14 protein-coding genes are annotated in these 13,697 nt (G+C 69.5%); 8 read left to right on the plus strand and 6 right to left on the minus strand.

What is annotated here, in order from left to right; all coding sequences use genetic code 11:
* The first annotated feature begins 75 nt into the window (after window positions 1-75).
* Together OHA25_RS29365 and OHA25_RS29370 are read left to right on the plus strand one after the other, a co-directional pair.
* Window positions 76-1,269, plus strand: a complete 1,194-nt coding sequence (locus OHA25_RS29365) for a hypothetical protein (RefSeq protein ID WP_327590669.1) — start codon at window positions 76-78, stop codon at window positions 1,267-1,269.
* 64 nt (window positions 1,270-1,333) lie between these two features.
* Window positions 1,334-2,920: a Na+/H+ antiporter gene (locus OHA25_RS29370; RefSeq protein WP_327590670.1), complete on the plus strand. Its 1,587-nt coding sequence runs from the start codon at window positions 1,334-1,336 to the stop codon at window positions 2,918-2,920.
* A gap of 20 nt (window positions 2,921-2,940) precedes the next feature.
* On the opposite strand, the gene OHA25_RS29375 is transcribed toward OHA25_RS29370, so the two are convergent.
* A complete protein-coding gene (locus OHA25_RS29375; protein ID WP_327590671.1) occupies window positions 2,941-3,198 on the minus strand; it encodes a UBP-type zinc finger domain-containing protein in 258 nt (85 codons plus the stop codon).
* 125 nt (window positions 3,199-3,323) lie between these two features.
* On the opposite strand from OHA25_RS29375, the gene OHA25_RS29380 reads away from it, so the two are divergent.
* From OHA25_RS29380 to OHA25_RS29405, 6 genes are read left to right on the plus strand one after another with little or no spacing between them, the layout of a single operon-like run.
* Window positions 3,324-4,085 (plus strand): ABC transporter ATP-binding protein, encoded by a 762-nt coding sequence (locus tag OHA25_RS29380; protein WP_327590672.1) that lies wholly within the window; start codon window positions 3,324-3,326, stop codon window positions 4,083-4,085.
* Complete coding sequence (locus OHA25_RS29385) at window positions 4,073-4,837, plus strand: ABC transporter ATP-binding protein (protein WP_305922794.1); 765 nt, start codon at window positions 4,073-4,075, stop codon at window positions 4,835-4,837. The genes OHA25_RS29380 and OHA25_RS29385 overlap by 13 nt, the downstream gene beginning before the upstream one ends.
* Window positions 4,834-6,657 carry an AMP-dependent synthetase/ligase gene (locus OHA25_RS29390; protein ID WP_327590673.1) on the plus strand — a complete coding sequence of 608 codons (1,824 nt, stop codon included), beginning with the start codon at window positions 4,834-4,836 and terminating at the stop codon, window positions 6,655-6,657. Before OHA25_RS29385 ends, OHA25_RS29390 begins: the two co-directional genes overlap by 4 nt.
* Window positions 6,654-7,541, plus strand: a complete 888-nt coding sequence (locus tag OHA25_RS29395; protein WP_305922796.1) for a branched-chain amino acid ABC transporter permease — start codon at window positions 6,654-6,656, stop codon at window positions 7,539-7,541. Before OHA25_RS29390 ends, OHA25_RS29395 begins: the two co-directional genes overlap by 4 nt.
* Window positions 7,538-8,704 carry a branched-chain amino acid ABC transporter permease gene (locus OHA25_RS29400; RefSeq protein ID WP_327590674.1) on the plus strand — a complete coding sequence of 389 codons (1,167 nt, stop codon included), beginning with the start codon at window positions 7,538-7,540 and terminating at the stop codon, window positions 8,702-8,704. Before OHA25_RS29395 ends, OHA25_RS29400 begins: the two co-directional genes overlap by 4 nt.
* A 13-nt stretch (window positions 8,705-8,717) precedes the next feature.
* Window positions 8,718-10,007 (plus strand): ABC transporter substrate-binding protein, encoded by a 1,290-nt coding sequence (locus OHA25_RS29405; RefSeq protein ID WP_327590675.1) that lies wholly within the window; start codon window positions 8,718-8,720, stop codon window positions 10,005-10,007.
* A 186-nt stretch (window positions 10,008-10,193) separates the two neighbouring features.
* Here OHA25_RS29405 and OHA25_RS29410 read toward each other — a convergent pair whose 3' ends face one another.
* From OHA25_RS29410 to bla, 5 genes are all read right to left on the minus strand, one after another.
* Window positions 10,194-10,619 carry a hypothetical protein gene (locus tag OHA25_RS29410; RefSeq protein WP_327590676.1) on the minus strand — a complete coding sequence of 142 codons (426 nt, stop codon included), beginning with the start codon at window positions 10,617-10,619 and terminating at the stop codon, window positions 10,194-10,196.
* A 218-nt stretch (window positions 10,620-10,837) separates the two neighbouring features.
* A complete protein-coding gene (locus OHA25_RS29415; RefSeq protein WP_327590677.1) occupies window positions 10,838-11,365 on the minus strand; it encodes a penicillin-binding transpeptidase domain-containing protein in 528 nt (175 codons plus the stop codon).
* Between the two features lie 25 nt (window positions 11,366-11,390).
* Entirely contained in the window at window positions 11,391-11,933 is a 543-nt protein-coding gene (locus OHA25_RS29420) for a penicillin-binding transpeptidase domain-containing protein (protein ID WP_327590678.1), read from the minus strand.
* Between the two features lie 14 nt (window positions 11,934-11,947).
* Complete coding sequence (locus OHA25_RS29425) at window positions 11,948-12,679, minus strand: biosynthetic peptidoglycan transglycosylase (protein WP_327590679.1); 732 nt, start codon at window positions 12,677-12,679, stop codon at window positions 11,948-11,950.
* Window positions 12,679-13,614, minus strand: coding sequence for a class A beta-lactamase (gene bla, locus OHA25_RS29430; RefSeq protein WP_327590680.1), 936 nt, complete (start codon window positions 13,612-13,614; stop codon window positions 12,679-12,681). The genes OHA25_RS29425 and bla overlap by 1 nt, the downstream gene beginning before the upstream one ends.
* Between the last annotated feature and the right edge of the window lie 83 nt (window positions 13,615-13,697).

Genomic DNA, 13,697 nt, shown 5'->3' on the forward strand with positions numbered 1-13,697 from the left:
ATGGGAAGGCCGGTTCCGTAGGGTTTTCCGGGGTTGAGTGGACGAATAAAGGCTGGTTAAAGCAGTATGTCTGCCATGTCGGAAGTTGTCCCGTTGCCGTCGTTCGGCGAAGTCTTCTTCGATGCACGAGGTCAGGAGCGGTGTCTCCGGGTCACGTGGCACGAGGGCACCTTGGTGCTCAGCCTGTGGCGGGGGGAGATGTGCACAGCGAGCTTCCGCATGCCGATGGAGGACGTCGGCCGGCTGCTCGACACCCTTGACGAGGGCTTTGCCGAGGCCACGGGCGAGCAGCCCGCCGTGCCCGCGCACGATCCGGGCACCGAAGTCATGCCGGGCACCGGCCAATACCAGCGGCCGTCGCAGCCCGCTCCCCAGCAGCCGGCCCATCCTCAGTTCGACGAGCGTCCCACGGCCGCGTTGTCGCCCAACGACGTCCTCGTGGCCAGGGGGCCGGCGCCTCAGGACAAGCTGGTCGCCTCCTACAGCGAGACCACGGCGCCCAGGGACACGACCCCCGCCTACGGCGAGCAGGCGGCGGCGCCCTTCACCGGCCCCCAGTACGTCGACTCCACCGCATCCCAGCCCCAGTACGCCGGCGACCCCTTCAGCGGCCCCCAGTACACCGGCGATCCCTTCAGCGGCCCTCAGCACACCGGCGACCCTTTCAGTGGCCCTCAGTACACCGCCGAGGCGCCGCAGTACCAGCAGCAACCTGATCGCTTCAGCGGGTCTCAGTACGTGGACAACCAGCCCGTCTACCAGATGCCCGAGGAACAGCGCCGCCCGTCGCCGCTGAGCACCGACCCCCTGGGCTTCCCCTCCCAGGCCGCCGACCCCTACGCGGCGGCCCCCCAGCACCGGTCCGAGCCGTACCACTCCGACCCGTACCCGTCGGATCCGTACGCGTCCGACTCCTTTGGGCGGCGTCAGGAGGCCTACCAGCAGCCCCAGCCCCAGCCCCAGCCCCAGCCCCAGCCGCAGAGCCAGAGCGCCGCCGGCCTGGGCACGCCCATGCACGGCATTCCGGGCGCAGGCCGGCGCCGGGCGGCGCCCCAGCCCGCCCGCGACGACTACGCCGCCTACCAGCAGGCCCCGCAGGCCAACCCGGTGGACCCGCTGCTGGCCCTCGGCAGGCAGGAGCCCCAGCAGCCGGATGCGGGCTTGGCCCGTCCGTACGCCGGGGATCCCATGTTCTCTACCGGCGAGCGCCTGCGTCCGGAGCAGCAGCACCCGGACTACCACCAGCGGAGCGACCGCAGGGAGTGGTGATTCACCCGGCCCCGTCCAGGTACGCTCTGCGCGAGGTGATCGGGCCGAGGTAGAAGGAGCGTCGGTGAGTCCCATCCTGGGCTTGCAACTGCTGCTGGTGGCCGCCGGTGCTATCGCGGTCTCCGCCTTGGCGCGGCGTAAGGGCTGGCCGGCTCCGCTGCTGCTGGTGGCCGCTGGGCTGCTGGCCTCGCCGCTGGTGCCCGCGGTGCCGCTGGATCCCGAGCTGGTGCTGTTCGTGTTCCTGCCGCCGCTGCTCTACTCGGCCGCGCTCGACAGCTCCTACCTGCGCCTGCGTGACCTCAAGCGGGCCGTGCTGCTGCTGTCGATCGGGCTGGTGCTGTTCACGACGGCCGTGGTCGGGCTGCTCGTCCACCTGCTGCTGCCGGATCTGCCGCTGGCGCTGGCGTTCGCGCTCGGCGCCATCATCGCGCCGCCCGACGCGGTGGCCGCGGTCGCGGTCGGACGGCGGCTCGGCCTGCCGCGCAGGACGCTGACGATCCTGATCGGTGAGAGCCTGTTCAACGACGCCACGGCGCTGACGGCCTACCGGGTGGCGATCGGGGCGGCCGTGGGCGGCACCGTGGACCTGGTGGAGAGCATCGGAGCGTTCTTCATCGCGGCGGCGGGCGGGGTGGCGATCGGGCTGGCGCTGGCGTTCCTGTTCGCCTGGGTCTTCCAGCACACGCGAGACTCGCTGGTCGAGAACACGCTCATGCTGCTGATCCCGTTCGCCGCCTTCTTCGCGGCCGAGACCGTGCACGCCTCAGGCGTGATCGCGGTCGTGATCGTCGGCCTCTACCTGGGCTACCGCATGCACCTGCGCGGGTTCGGCACCCGGCTGGTGTCCGACGCGGTGTGGAAGGTCACCGACTTCTTCCTCGAGACGATCGTGTTCGCCCTGATCGGGCTGCAGCTCGTGACCGTGATCCAGGGCATCGGCGGCTACAGCGCGTGGGCGGTCGCGGGTTACGCGGCGGCGGTGCTCGCGGTGACGATCCTCAGCAGGTTCGTCTGGGTGTTCACCGCCACCTTCCTGACCAGGGCGCTGGTCAGGAACGCCAGGCAGCCGGCGCCCACGCCGAAGCAGGCGGTGATCCTGAGCTGGGCGGGGATGCGGGGCGTGGTGTCGCTGGCGGCGGCGTTCGCGATCCCGCCGGAGGTCCCGCCGCGCGACCGGGCGATGCTGCTGTTCCTGACGTTCACGACCGTGATCGGCACGCTGCTCATCCAGGGCATGACGTTCCCCGCGCTGATCAGGCGGCTGGGCGTGACGAGCACGCAGGAGCAATATGAGGACCGCCTGGCCGAGGCGGCCGCCCAGCAGGCGGCGCTGGAGGCCGGATTGGCCGAGCTGGAGCGGCTGGTCGCCGAGCAGGACGGCGAGCCCGACGAGATCCAGAAGCAGGTCATCGACCAGCTCAGGGAGAAGTCATGGCGGCGTTCGCTGACCGCGTGGGAGCGTCTGGGCGGCGGCACCGGGCACGGCGGCGCGGAGACCCCGAGCGCGCTCTACCGGCGGTTGCGCCGCGACATGCTGCAGGCCGAGCGCCAGGTCTTCGTGCGCCTGCGCGATGAGCGCCGCCTCGACGACGAGGTGCTGCGCGAGGTGATGGCCCAGCTCGACTTCGAGGAGGCCATCCTGGAGCGTTAGCGGAGCCGTCCCCGGCCGCGCTAACCCATCTGGCTGTCCACGAAGCACCACCGCCACTCCTCGCCGCGCTCGAACGACTGGATCACCGGATGCCCCGTCGCGTGGAAGTGGGCGGTGGCGTGCTTGGCGGGCGAGGAGTCGCAGCACCCGATGTGGCCGCACTCCAAACAGCGCCGCAGGTGCACCCAGCGGCCACCGTCGGCCAGGCACTCCTCGCAGCCCTCAGGCGTCTTCGCCGCCGGGTCGTCGGCCTGAGAAAGATGCTCGCACATTGCCATAACAGAAATCTTAGGGCCAGTGCGCGGTCTAATTTCGGCCAGGCCCCTTGTCGGCTGGCGGCCAAGCGTAGAGATTGTGCTCAACGGGGGAGTGACATAGGCCACACTGTCCCGAGGAGCCGCCCTTGCTGGAGGTACGCAACCTCGAGGTCGTCTACGACGACGTGATGCTCGTGCTGCGCGGCGTGAGCCTCAATGTCCCCCCTGGCTCGATCGTGGCCCTGCTCGGCGCGAACGGCGCGGGCAAGACCACGCTGCTGCGGGCCCTGTCCGGGCTGCTCGACGTCCACGACGGCGAGATCACCAAGGGCGCCGTCACGCTGGAGGGCGAGCCCATCCACCACCTCAAACCCGCTCAGATCGTCCGGCGCGGGGTGAGTCAGGTGATGGAGGGCCGCCGCATCCTGTCCGAACTGACCGTCGAGGAGAATCTCAAGGTCGGCGGCCACACCGCCACCACCTCCCACCTGGACCGCGTGTACGGTCTGTTCCCGCTGCTGGCCGAGCGCCGCAAGAGCGTGGCCGGCTACCTGTCGGGCGGCGAGCAGCAGATGCTGGCCGTCGGCCGCGCCCTCATGGCCGGCCCGAAGTACCTACTGCTCGACGAGCCCAGCCTGGGCCTGGCCCCGTCCCTGGTCGGCCAGGTGCGCGACCTCATCGTCGAGATCAACCGGCAGGGAACCACGGTCCTGCTGGTCGAGCAGAACGCCACCATGGCCCTGTCCATCGCCTCCCACGGCTACGTCATGGAGACCGGGAAGATCGTCATGGACAAGCCGGCGCAGGAGCTGCTCGCCGACGAGGACATCAAGGAGTTCTACCTCGGGGCCGTCCGGTCCTTCCGCGAGGTCAAGCACTACAAGCGGAGGAAACGATGGCTCTCCTGACGTTCGAGGACGTGCACCTGAGCTTCGCCGGCGTCAAGGCCGTCGACGGCGTCAGCTTCGAGGTGGGACAGGCGGAGCTCCTGGCGGTCATCGGGCCGAACGGCGCGGGCAAGACCTCGATCTTCAACGTGCTGTCCGGCGTCTACCGGCCCCAGCGCGGCCGGGTCACCTTCCTCGGCGAGGACCTGCTGCTCAGGCGGCCGCACGAGATCGCCGCGATGGGCCTGGCCAGGACGTTCCAGAACGTGGAGCTGTTCCACAACCTCACCGTCCTGGACAACCTCATGCTCGGCCGCCACCACCACTTCCGCTACGGCGCGTTCTCCGCCCTCCTGTGGTACGGCCGCGCCCGGCGCGCCGAGCTGGCCGCCCGCGCCAAGATCGAGGACATCATCGACTTCCTCGAGCTGGAGGCCTGGCGCCGCCACCCCGTGCGGCTGCTGCCGTACGGGATCCAGAAGCGGGTCGAGCTGGGCCGGGCCCTCGCCATGGAGCCACGGCTGCTGCTGCTCGACGAGCCGGTGGCCGGCATGAACCTGGAGGAGACCGAGGACATGGCCAGGTTCGTCCTGGACATCCGTGACGAGCTGGGCATCCCGCTCGTGCTCGTGGAGCACGACATGGGACTCGTCATGGACCTGGCCGACCGGGTGCTCGTGCTGGACTTCGGCCGCCCCGTCGCGCTCGGCAGCCCGGCCGAGGTGCAGCAGGACCCCAAGGTGATCGAGGCGTACCTGGGAGGAACCGCATGACAACGATCGTGGACCGAGTGCGGGAGCGGGCCAGGGGGACGCCCGACGCGGTCGCGATGCGGCACAAGGACTTCGGCATCTGGCAGGAGGTCACCTGGGCGGCGTACTGGACGCACGTCGAGCTGGTCGCGCACGCCCTGCTCGCGCTCGGCGTCGAGCCCGGCGACCGGGTGGCCGTCCACGCGGACAACCGCCCGGAATGGCTCTACGGCGACCTCGGCACGGTCGCCGTGCGCGGCATCACGGTCGGCCTCTACCCCACCAACCCGCCCGCCGAGGTCGCCTACCTGCTGGCCGACTCCGGTGCGAAGATCCTCATCGCCGAGGACCAGGAGCAGGTGGACAAGGCCCTGGCCGTCCTCGACGAATGCCCCGGCCTGCGGCGCATCGTCTACCTCGAGCCGCGCGGCATCCGCGGCCGCTACGACGACGAGGTCCTGATGTCCTGGCCGGAGCTGCTCGCGCTGGGCGCCGAGCACCGGGCCGCGCACCCGGACGCGGTGGAGCGCCGCATGGCGGAAGCGGCGCGCGACGACGTGGCGACGCTCATCTACACCTCCGGCACCACCGGACCGCCCAAGGGCGTCATGCTCACCATCGGCAACATCGAGTTCGCCGTCGACACCCTCGTCACGGGCGGCGGCTTCACCTCGCCACCGCCGTCGGAACGCGACCTCGCGCTGTCGTACCTGCCGCTGTGCCACGTAGCCGAGCGGGCGTTCACCGTGTGGTTCAACTCGGCGGCCGGCGTGCAGGTGAACTTCGCCGAATCCATCGACACCGTCCAGGCCAACCTGCGCGAGGTGCAGCCCACGATCCTGTTCGGGGTGCCGCGCATCTGGGAGAAGGTGCTCGCCCAGGTCACCATCAAGCTGGAGTCGGCCTCGCCGGTCAAGCGGGCGATGGCCCGGTTCTGGCTGCGGACGGCCGACCGGATCGGCGACACGCTGGTACGCACCGGCGGTCGGCACACCTTGCGGACGCGGGTGGCGTACGGGATCGGCTGGGTGTTCTGCTACCGCGCGCTGCGCGAGCGGCTCGGCATGCGGCGGGTGCGCTACGCCGCCTCCGGCGCCGCGCCCATCGCGCCCGACGTGCTCAAGTTCTACATGGGGATCGGCATCCCCATGCACGAGGTGTACGGGATGAGCGAGAACACCGCCATCGCCACCGCCAACCGCCCCGGCCGGGTGCGCCTCGGCACGGTCGGCGAGCCGCACCCCGGCATCGAGCTGAAGATCGACGAGGCCACCGGCGAGATCATGACCCGGCATCCCGGCAACTTCGCCGGCTACTGGCGCAACCCGCGCGCCACCGCCGACGTGCTCGACCCCGACGGCTGGCTGCACACCGGCGACGTGGGCGAATGGGTGGACGGCACGCACGTGCGGATCACCGACCGGATGAAGGACATCATCATCACGGCCGGCGGCAAGAACGTCGCGCCCAGCGAGATCGAGAACGCGCTGAAGGCGTCGCCGTACCTGAAGGAGGCCGTCGTCATCGGGGACCAGCGGCCGTACCTGGTGGCGCTGATCGGGATCGAGCCGGACACGGTGGGGGAGTGGGCGCGGCGGCGCGGCCTGCCGTACACCACCTACCGGGACCTGTCGGAGAAGCCGGAGACGCGGGAGCTCGTCCGGGGGATCGTCAACGAGGTGAACGAACGGTTCGCGTCGGTCGAGCAGGTCAAGCGGTTCGCGTTCCTGCCGAAGGAGCTCGACCACGAGGACGGCGAGCTGACCGCCACGCAGAAGGTCAAGCGCAGTGCCATCGCCAAGCTGTTCGAGGACCTGGTGGAAGGGATGTACGCCCGGTGAAGGGGCTGCTGGAGACGGTCATCAGGGGCCTGGGCAACGGGTCGGTGTACGCGTTGCTCGCGCTGGGGTTCGTGATCATCTACAAGGCGACGCGGGTGATCAGCTTCGCGCAGCCCGCGCTGATGCTGGCCGGGGCCGTCGCGGTGAGCTATCTGGCCGAGGTGACCGGGTTCTACGCGGCTGTGCTGCTGTCGGCGCTGCTCATCGCCGGCGTGGCGCTGGGCATCGAGCGGGTGGCGATCCGGCCCATGGTGGGGCGGCCCGTCTTCGTCGTGGCGATCATCACGCTCGGCATCGACGTGGTCGTGCGGGTGGTGGTCAACGCCTTCATCGGCAGGGACGTGCGGCAGATGGGCGATCCGTGGGGGTTCACCCAGGTCTCGCTCGGGCCGCTGGTCGTGCAGTCACGCTGGCTGGCCATGCTGGTGGTCACCGCGGTGCTGGTCGGGCTGCTGTTCGCGTTCTTCCGCTTCACCAGGTACGGCCTGGCCATGCGGGCGGCGGCCTTCGACCAGGAGACCGCGCTGGCGCAGGGCGTGTCGGTCGGCATGGTGTTCGCGCTGTCGTGGGGCCTCGCCGGGTTCCTGGCGGCGATCGCCGGAATGTTCGTCGGCACCGGGCAGGGCATCGAGCAGCTGACGTGGGTGATCGCGTTGAAGGCGCTGCCGGCGATCATCGTGGGCGGGCTCGACTCCCTCGGCGGCGCGGTCGTGGGCGGGCTGGTGGTCGGCGTCGTGGAGTCGCTGTTCCAGTCGTACCAAGGGGATTTCGCGCCCTGGCTGGGACAGAACTTCGCGGTCGTCTCGCCGTACGTGGTGATGCTGATCGTGCTGCTGGTCAGGCCGTACGGCCTGTTCGGGACCCGGGAGGTCGAGCGGGTATGACCGACACGCGCTCCGCGGCGGCGCAGACCGCCCCAGACATACCGACCGGCCGGTCTCGCCGGGTACGCGGCCGGCCGCTGCTCTACACCTCCTACGCCCAGGACATGGCGCTGCTCGACACCCGGGCCAAACGGGTGTGGACCGGGGTGCTGGTGCTGCTCGCGTTCGCGCTGGCGGTGCTGCTGCAGGACCGGTCGCTGGAGGTGCTGGCGGGGGCCTATGTGCTGGCCATCGGCGCGATCGGGCTCAACATCGTCACCGGGTACGCCGGCCAGGTCTCCCTCGGCCACGCCTTCTTCGTCGCCATCGGCGCCTACACGGCGGCCGCCCTGTCCGGACCTGTCGACGGCGAGCGGCTCGGCTACGGGATCGCGGAGATCTGGATCTGGCTGCCGGCCGCCGGGCTGGTCGCCGCCGCGGCCGGAGTGCTCGTCGCGCCGCTGGCCACCCGCCTGCGCGGCCTCTACCTGGCCGTCGTCACGCTTGGCCTGGTCTTCCTCGGCGAGCACGTCTTCAAGGAGTGGCAGGAGCTCACCGGCGGCCCCGGGGTGGGGCGCGAGGCGGCGATCCCGCAGCTCTTCGGCGCTCGCCTGGACCAGGACGGCCCGCTCGGCACCAAGGAGCAGACCCTGTACGTCCTCATGCTGGTGCTGCTCATCGTCTTCGCCGTCGCCGCCCGCAACCTGGCCCGCTCGCGCATCGGCCGCGCCTTCGCCGCCATCCGCGACCGGGACATCGCGGCCGCGGTCATCGGGGTGCCGCTGACGCGGAACAAGGTGCTGGCGTTCGGGATCTCCTCCTTCTATGCCGGGTGCGCGGGCGGCCTGCTCTACACGATCTCCGGGTACGTCGAGCCGGGCTCGTTCAGCCTGCTCATGTCGGTGCAGTTCATCGCGATGGTCCTCATCGGCGGCGTGGCCACCGTGTCCGGGGCGATCGCGGGCGCGTTGTTCATCTCGCTGTTGCAGCCCCTCACCAGGGCGCTGCCCTCGCTGGTGCCGTTCGTCAGCGGCGACACCACGCAGACCCCCAACGTGTTCCAGGTCGAGACCGTCCTGTACGGGCTGCTGATCGTGCTGTTCCTCATCTTCGAGCCGCGCGGCCTGTTCGGTCTGTGGATCCGGATCCGCAACTACTGGAAATCCTGGCCTTTTTCATACTGAGAAGGGATTTTTCATGAAGAGTCGCTGTGTGGTGGCGTTCACCGCGGTGGTGGCACTTCTGTCCGCATGCGGCGTCATCCGGGGGGACGACGAGGGCAGCAAGGCCGGCGCCCAGGCGCCAGGTGTCACCGCGGAGCCCTGCCCGAATGCGGTCGACCGCAACAAGGGCTGCATCTACCTCGGCACGATCTCCGACCTCACCTCCGGCCCGTTCGCCGCGCTCGCGGTGCCCATCACCGACGCGCAGAAGGCCTTCTGGGCCCGCGTCAACAAGGCCGGCGGCGTCGGCGGCAAGTACGAGGTGGACGTGACCCGCTACGTCCGGGACAACAAGTACAACCCCGAAGTGCACCGGCAGGTCTACAACGAGATCAAGGACCAGGTGCTCGGCCTGGCCCAGACGCTCGGCTCGCCCACGACCGCCGCCATCATCGGCGACCTCAAGGCCAACAGCATCGTCGCCGCCCCCGCCTCGTGGACCTCGGCATGGGAGTTCGAGGACGTGATCATCGAGACCGGGTCCAACTACTGTGTCGAGGCCATGAACTCCGTGGACTACGCGATGGAGACGTACAAGCCGAAGTCGGTCATGGCCGTGCACCTGGCCGGCGACTACGGCGCGGACGCCGCCGCCGGCGCCAAGATCGCCGCCGAGCGCAACGGCCTGACGTTCACCAGCGTCGAGACCCCGAGCGGCGCGAACGAGCAGGGCCGCGCCATCACCGAGATCACCAAGAACAAGCCGGACCTGGTGATCCTCACCACCGGCCCGGCAGACGCCGCGACCATCATCGGCCAGGCCGCCGCGGCCGGCTTCAAGGGCCGATTCATCGGGACCGGCCCCACCTGGAACCCCGCGTTGCTGAAGTCGCCCGCCGCACCGGCCCTGAAGGCGTTGTACGAGCAGTCGGCGCCCGGCAAGCCCTGGAACGCCGACACGCCCGGCCACCAGGCCATGCGCGAGGCGTTCCCGAACGTGTCCGCCAATGACGGCTACACCTCGGGGTGGGCGTGGGCGTACCCGCTGAAGGCGGCGCTGGACAAGATGGTGGCCGGCGGCGACGTGAGCAGGAAAGGCCTGCTGGCGGCCGTGAAGACGCTGAAGACGGTGGATTACGAGGGCATGCTGCCCCCGGAGGCCGGAAACTTCGCCGACGACGCCAACACGGCGACCTTCCGCCAGACCTTGATCAACAAGGTGGACGACCAGGCGCCGACCGGCGTCTCGATCGTCAAGGACTTCTTCACGGGCCCAACGGCTCAGTCCTACACCTTCGACGGCCCCTGCTTCACCAAGCTCTAGATGCTGGGAGGCCCAGGTAGCCAAGGGCAACTACTTGGGCCTCCGCCATGAGACGCACTACGCGCGCAAGAGCTCGAACTGCGCCCTGGTGGGGCAAGCCCCCACACCCCCGGCTGGGGATCTTCCGATCCCCAGACCCCAGGTCGTTGGGCGGTTTCCACCCGTTGGACATATAGGCCTTCTCACTCAGCAGGCGGCGAGGCCGTCCACAGCGCGAACGGTGTCGGCCTTACGCGTGATCGCCGTCGATGCAGCCTTGACCGGCGCCCGGTCGTGCTGGTCGACTGTCGCGGCCATCTCCAGTCCATGATCGATGGCCACGGCAGCAGTGAACGACCGGGACTTGAGGATGGAGGTGAACAGCCGCGAGAGCTCACTCTGGCCCTTCGCCTTAAGGAGCTGGCGTCGTTCCTGTCGGCTGATCTCGGCATAGGCCCACAGGTTCGACGTGTTCCCGTGGCCATCCAGGCACTCGAAGATGTAATACCTGCGGTGCTGCTGGATGATCCCAGCGAGTGGAATGTCGTAGTGGTTGAGGATCTTGTCGAGCTTCGCGGTATCTGCCGGACACCACGGCTCGGCGCCGATCCGTAGATGGATCTGATCACTCATCTCCGCCCTCCTTCCACTCTGGCTCGCCGAAGCAGTTGCGAGCACTCGTTGTCCGGTTCGGGAAGTTCGCCACGGCCTCATCGACCGTGATCTTGCCGCGCAGCGTGAGGTGTGGTCATTCGTCAGAGGCCTCGACGTCCGTGTCCTGCCGGCTGCCGTTGGTCGCCAAACCGGTGTCTTCCTGATCGTTGTCACGCCCGGAGCCGGTGTCCCGCGGCTCAGGCCGGCAGTGCCGCCCGCAGCCGCCGAACCGCGCCGAACCGCGCCGAATCGATAGGCGGGAACGATGACGGTTCGACGCTCTTCAGCGCCGCCACCATCGTGTCCTTCCAGATCGGCCCGGGAAGGCTGGACCCCGCCACCACCCCGTAGTACCGCCCGCCGATCGTCACCCCAACCAGCTTGTGCCGCTGCGACCCGCGCGGATCTCCGATGCTCACCGCCCCCGCCAGATCCGGGGTGAACCCGGCGAACCAGGCGGTCGCGTAGTCGTCGGTGGTGCCGGTCTTGCCCGCCGCGTCGCGCCCGATCCCGCCGATGCCGCGCATCGTGCCCTTGGTGAACACACCTGACAGCACGTCGGCGGTGGCGTCCGCGACGGCCGGGTCGAGAGCCTGGCGGCATTTCGGCCGGTAACGGGTGGTGTTCCCGTCGCGGTTGGTGATGCGGGTGATCGCCATCGGCGCGCAGAACTTCCCGCGCGCCCCGATCGCCGCGTACGCCGCGGACACCGTCACCGGGTCCATCTCGTTGATGCCGAGCGTGAACGTCTCATACTCCTGGAGCCGTTGCCCGTCCGCGCGATGGATGCCCAGCGCCTTGGCCGTCGTGACGGTCTCGCAGAGCCCGACCCGCTGCCAACTCCATGAAGAACGTGTTCACCGAACCCCAGGTGCCGGTCCGCAGCGTCTTCCACCGCGGCGAACCCTCGTCGTTGGTGACCGTGTGGGTGGGGTCGCCGATGTTCTCGCCCTTGCAGTTCTTGAACGTCGCGTAGCCGGGCGCCCGGTAGCCGGCGCCCGCGGTGAGGCCGTCGTCAAGCTTCATGCCCTGCTCCAGCGCACTGATCAGGGTGAAAGTCTTGAACGTGGAGCCGGCCTGGAAGCCGGCCCCGCCGCCGTGGGCGGCGTCCGCGACGACGTTGTACGAGATCTCGTTCCGCGCCTTGCGAGGACCGTACGGCCTACTGGCGGCCATCGCCTTGATCGCCCCGGTGCCCGGATGGACCAGGGCCTCGGCGGCGACCGGGGCATCGGAGGCGCGCACGTACGTCCGGACGATCCGGTCGGCGGCCGCCTGCATGGCCGGGTCCACCGTGGTCCTGATCGTCAGTCCGCCGCGGTTGAGGGTCGCCAGGCGGGCCTCGGCCGTCTTGCCGAAGTCGGGATTGCTGAGGATCTCGTGCTGGGGTGATCTTGCCCAGCTCCGCCATCCGGTTCAGCACGACGTTGCGGCGGTTCAGGAGCCGTTCCCGGTGCTTCCTGCCGAGGTTGGGGTCGGTGGCGTTGGGGTCCTGTACGCCGCCCGCCAGCGTCGCCGCCTGCGGCAGGGTCAGGTCGGCGGCCTTGACGCCGGCGCGCGTAGGTGGCCTCCAGCGCCGCGTTTCGCTCCCGCTCGGTGCCGGCGGAGTTGAGCAGCACCTGCTTGACGTACTGCTGCGTGATGCTCGAACCGCCCTGGCTCACCCGGCCCGCCTGCAGGTTCGTGGCCAGCGCGCGGAGCGTGCCCTCGATGTCGATGGCGCCGTGCTCGTAGAAGCGGTAGTCCTCGATCGCGACGATCGCGGTCTTCATGACCTCGGCGATGTCGTCGAGACCGACGATCTCGCGGTACTCCTCGTAGAACCGCGCGATCACGTTCCCCTTGGCGTCCCGCACGATCGTGACCTCGGCTTGCGGCGGCTCCACCAGGTCGGCCGGCTCGAGATCGACCTCCCCGGCCGCCGCCACCAGCCCGAAGCCCGCGCCCCCGACGGCCGGCACCGCGATCCCGGCCATGAGCACGCCCGCCGCCGCGCCCGCGGCGGCGAGACGTACGATCTTCCTCCCCCGACCGGACATCAGAGCTTGCCGAGCCCGCGGGCCAGGACCGTCGCGGTCTTCGCGATCGTCTTGTCGTCGGTGGCGAGACCGGGGGAGCGGTTGGTGTAGATCGCCATGATGATGGGAGCGGCGCCCTTCTCGGGCCAGATGACGGCGATGTCGTTCCCACCGCCGAATCCCGTGGAGTTGGTGCCGGTCTTGTCGCCGATCGTCCAGGTCTTGGGCAGGCCCGCCCGGATACGCGCGTCGCCGGTCTTGGTGGCGATCAGCCAGGCGTTGAGCTGCTCCCGATCCTTGGCGTGCAGCGCGCTGCCGCTGGTCAGCACGCGCAGATCACGGCCGATCGCCGCGGGGGTGGTGGTGTCGCGCTTGTCCTTCGGCGTCCAGTCGTTCAACCCGGGCTCGTAGCGGTCCAGGCGGGAGATCGGGTCCTTGAGCGAACGGAAGTACGCGGTCAGACCGGCGGGGCCGCCGATCTGCTTGAGGATCAAGTTGCCCGCGGTGTTGTCGCTCACCGTGATGGTCGCCTCACACAGCTGGGTCACGGTCAGCCCGTCCTTGACGTGCTTCGCGGTGACCGGTGAGTAGTCCAGCACCTCGTCGGCCGTCCAGTGGATGACCTTGCTCATCAGCCCAGGCTCGGAGGTGCGCGCCTTGTGCAGCACGGCCGCGCAGGCCATGGCCTTGAACGTCGACAACAGCGGGAAGCGTTCACCCGCCCGGTACGTCACGGTCTTGCCCGTGGCGGTGTCGAGGGCGTACGCGCCGATGCGGCCGTTGAAGGCCTTCTCCAGCGCGCTCAGCTCCTTCCTGACGCTGACCTGGGCCTCGCTGGACACCGCCGGCGCGGTCGCCAGGCTCGCGGCCGAGGCCGGACCTGCGCCGAGGCCTGCCACGAGGGAGACCGCCAGGGCGGTGGCCGCCGCCAGCCGATGGGTGCGGAGGTTTCGCATGTCACGTGTCCTTGCTCTCGCCTGTCAGAGGGCAGGAGCAAAGCAGATGAGATCTCCGTATGTCTAATAGCGATATCAGACAC

Origin of the sequence: Nonomuraea sp. NBC_00507, assembly GCF_036013525.1 — a bacterium.
GTDB lineage: Bacteria > Actinomycetota > Actinomycetes > Streptosporangiales > Streptosporangiaceae > Nonomuraea.

What these genes read in the sequence shown, in the direction of transcription:
- OHA25_RS29365 (WP_327590669.1), top strand. Translation starts at nt 76, where the DNA reads ATGTCGGAAGTTGTCCCGTTGCCGTCGTTCGGCGAAGTCTTCTTCGAT.
- OHA25_RS29375 (WP_327590671.1), bottom strand. Translation starts at nt 3,198, where the DNA reads ATGGCAATGTGCGAGCATCTTTCTCAGGCCGACGACCCGGCGGCGAAG.
- OHA25_RS29385 (WP_305922794.1), top strand. Translation starts at nt 4,073, where the DNA reads ATGGCTCTCCTGACGTTCGAGGACGTGCACCTGAGCTTCGCCGGCGTC.
- OHA25_RS29390 (WP_327590673.1), top strand. Translation starts at nt 4,834, where the DNA reads ATGACAACGATCGTGGACCGAGTGCGGGAGCGGGCCAGGGGGACGCCC.
- OHA25_RS29400 (WP_327590674.1), top strand. Translation starts at nt 7,538, where the DNA reads ATGACCGACACGCGCTCCGCGGCGGCGCAGACCGCCCCAGACATACCG.
- OHA25_RS29405 (WP_327590675.1), top strand. Translation starts at nt 8,718, where the DNA reads ATGAAGAGTCGCTGTGTGGTGGCGTTCACCGCGGTGGTGGCACTTCTG.
- OHA25_RS29410 (WP_327590676.1), bottom strand. Translation starts at nt 10,619, where the DNA reads ATGAGTGATCAGATCCATCTACGGATCGGCGCCGAGCCGTGGTGTCCG.
- OHA25_RS29415 (WP_327590677.1), bottom strand. Translation starts at nt 11,365, where the DNA reads ATGGACCCGGTGACGGTGTCCGCGGCGTACGCGGCGATCGGGGCGCGC.
- OHA25_RS29425 (WP_327590679.1), bottom strand. Translation starts at nt 12,679, where the DNA reads ATGTCCGGTCGGGGGAGGAAGATCGTACGTCTCGCCGCCGCGGGCGCG.
- bla (WP_327590680.1), bottom strand. Translation starts at nt 13,614, where the DNA reads ATGCGAAACCTCCGCACCCATCGGCTGGCGGCGGCCACCGCCCTGGCG.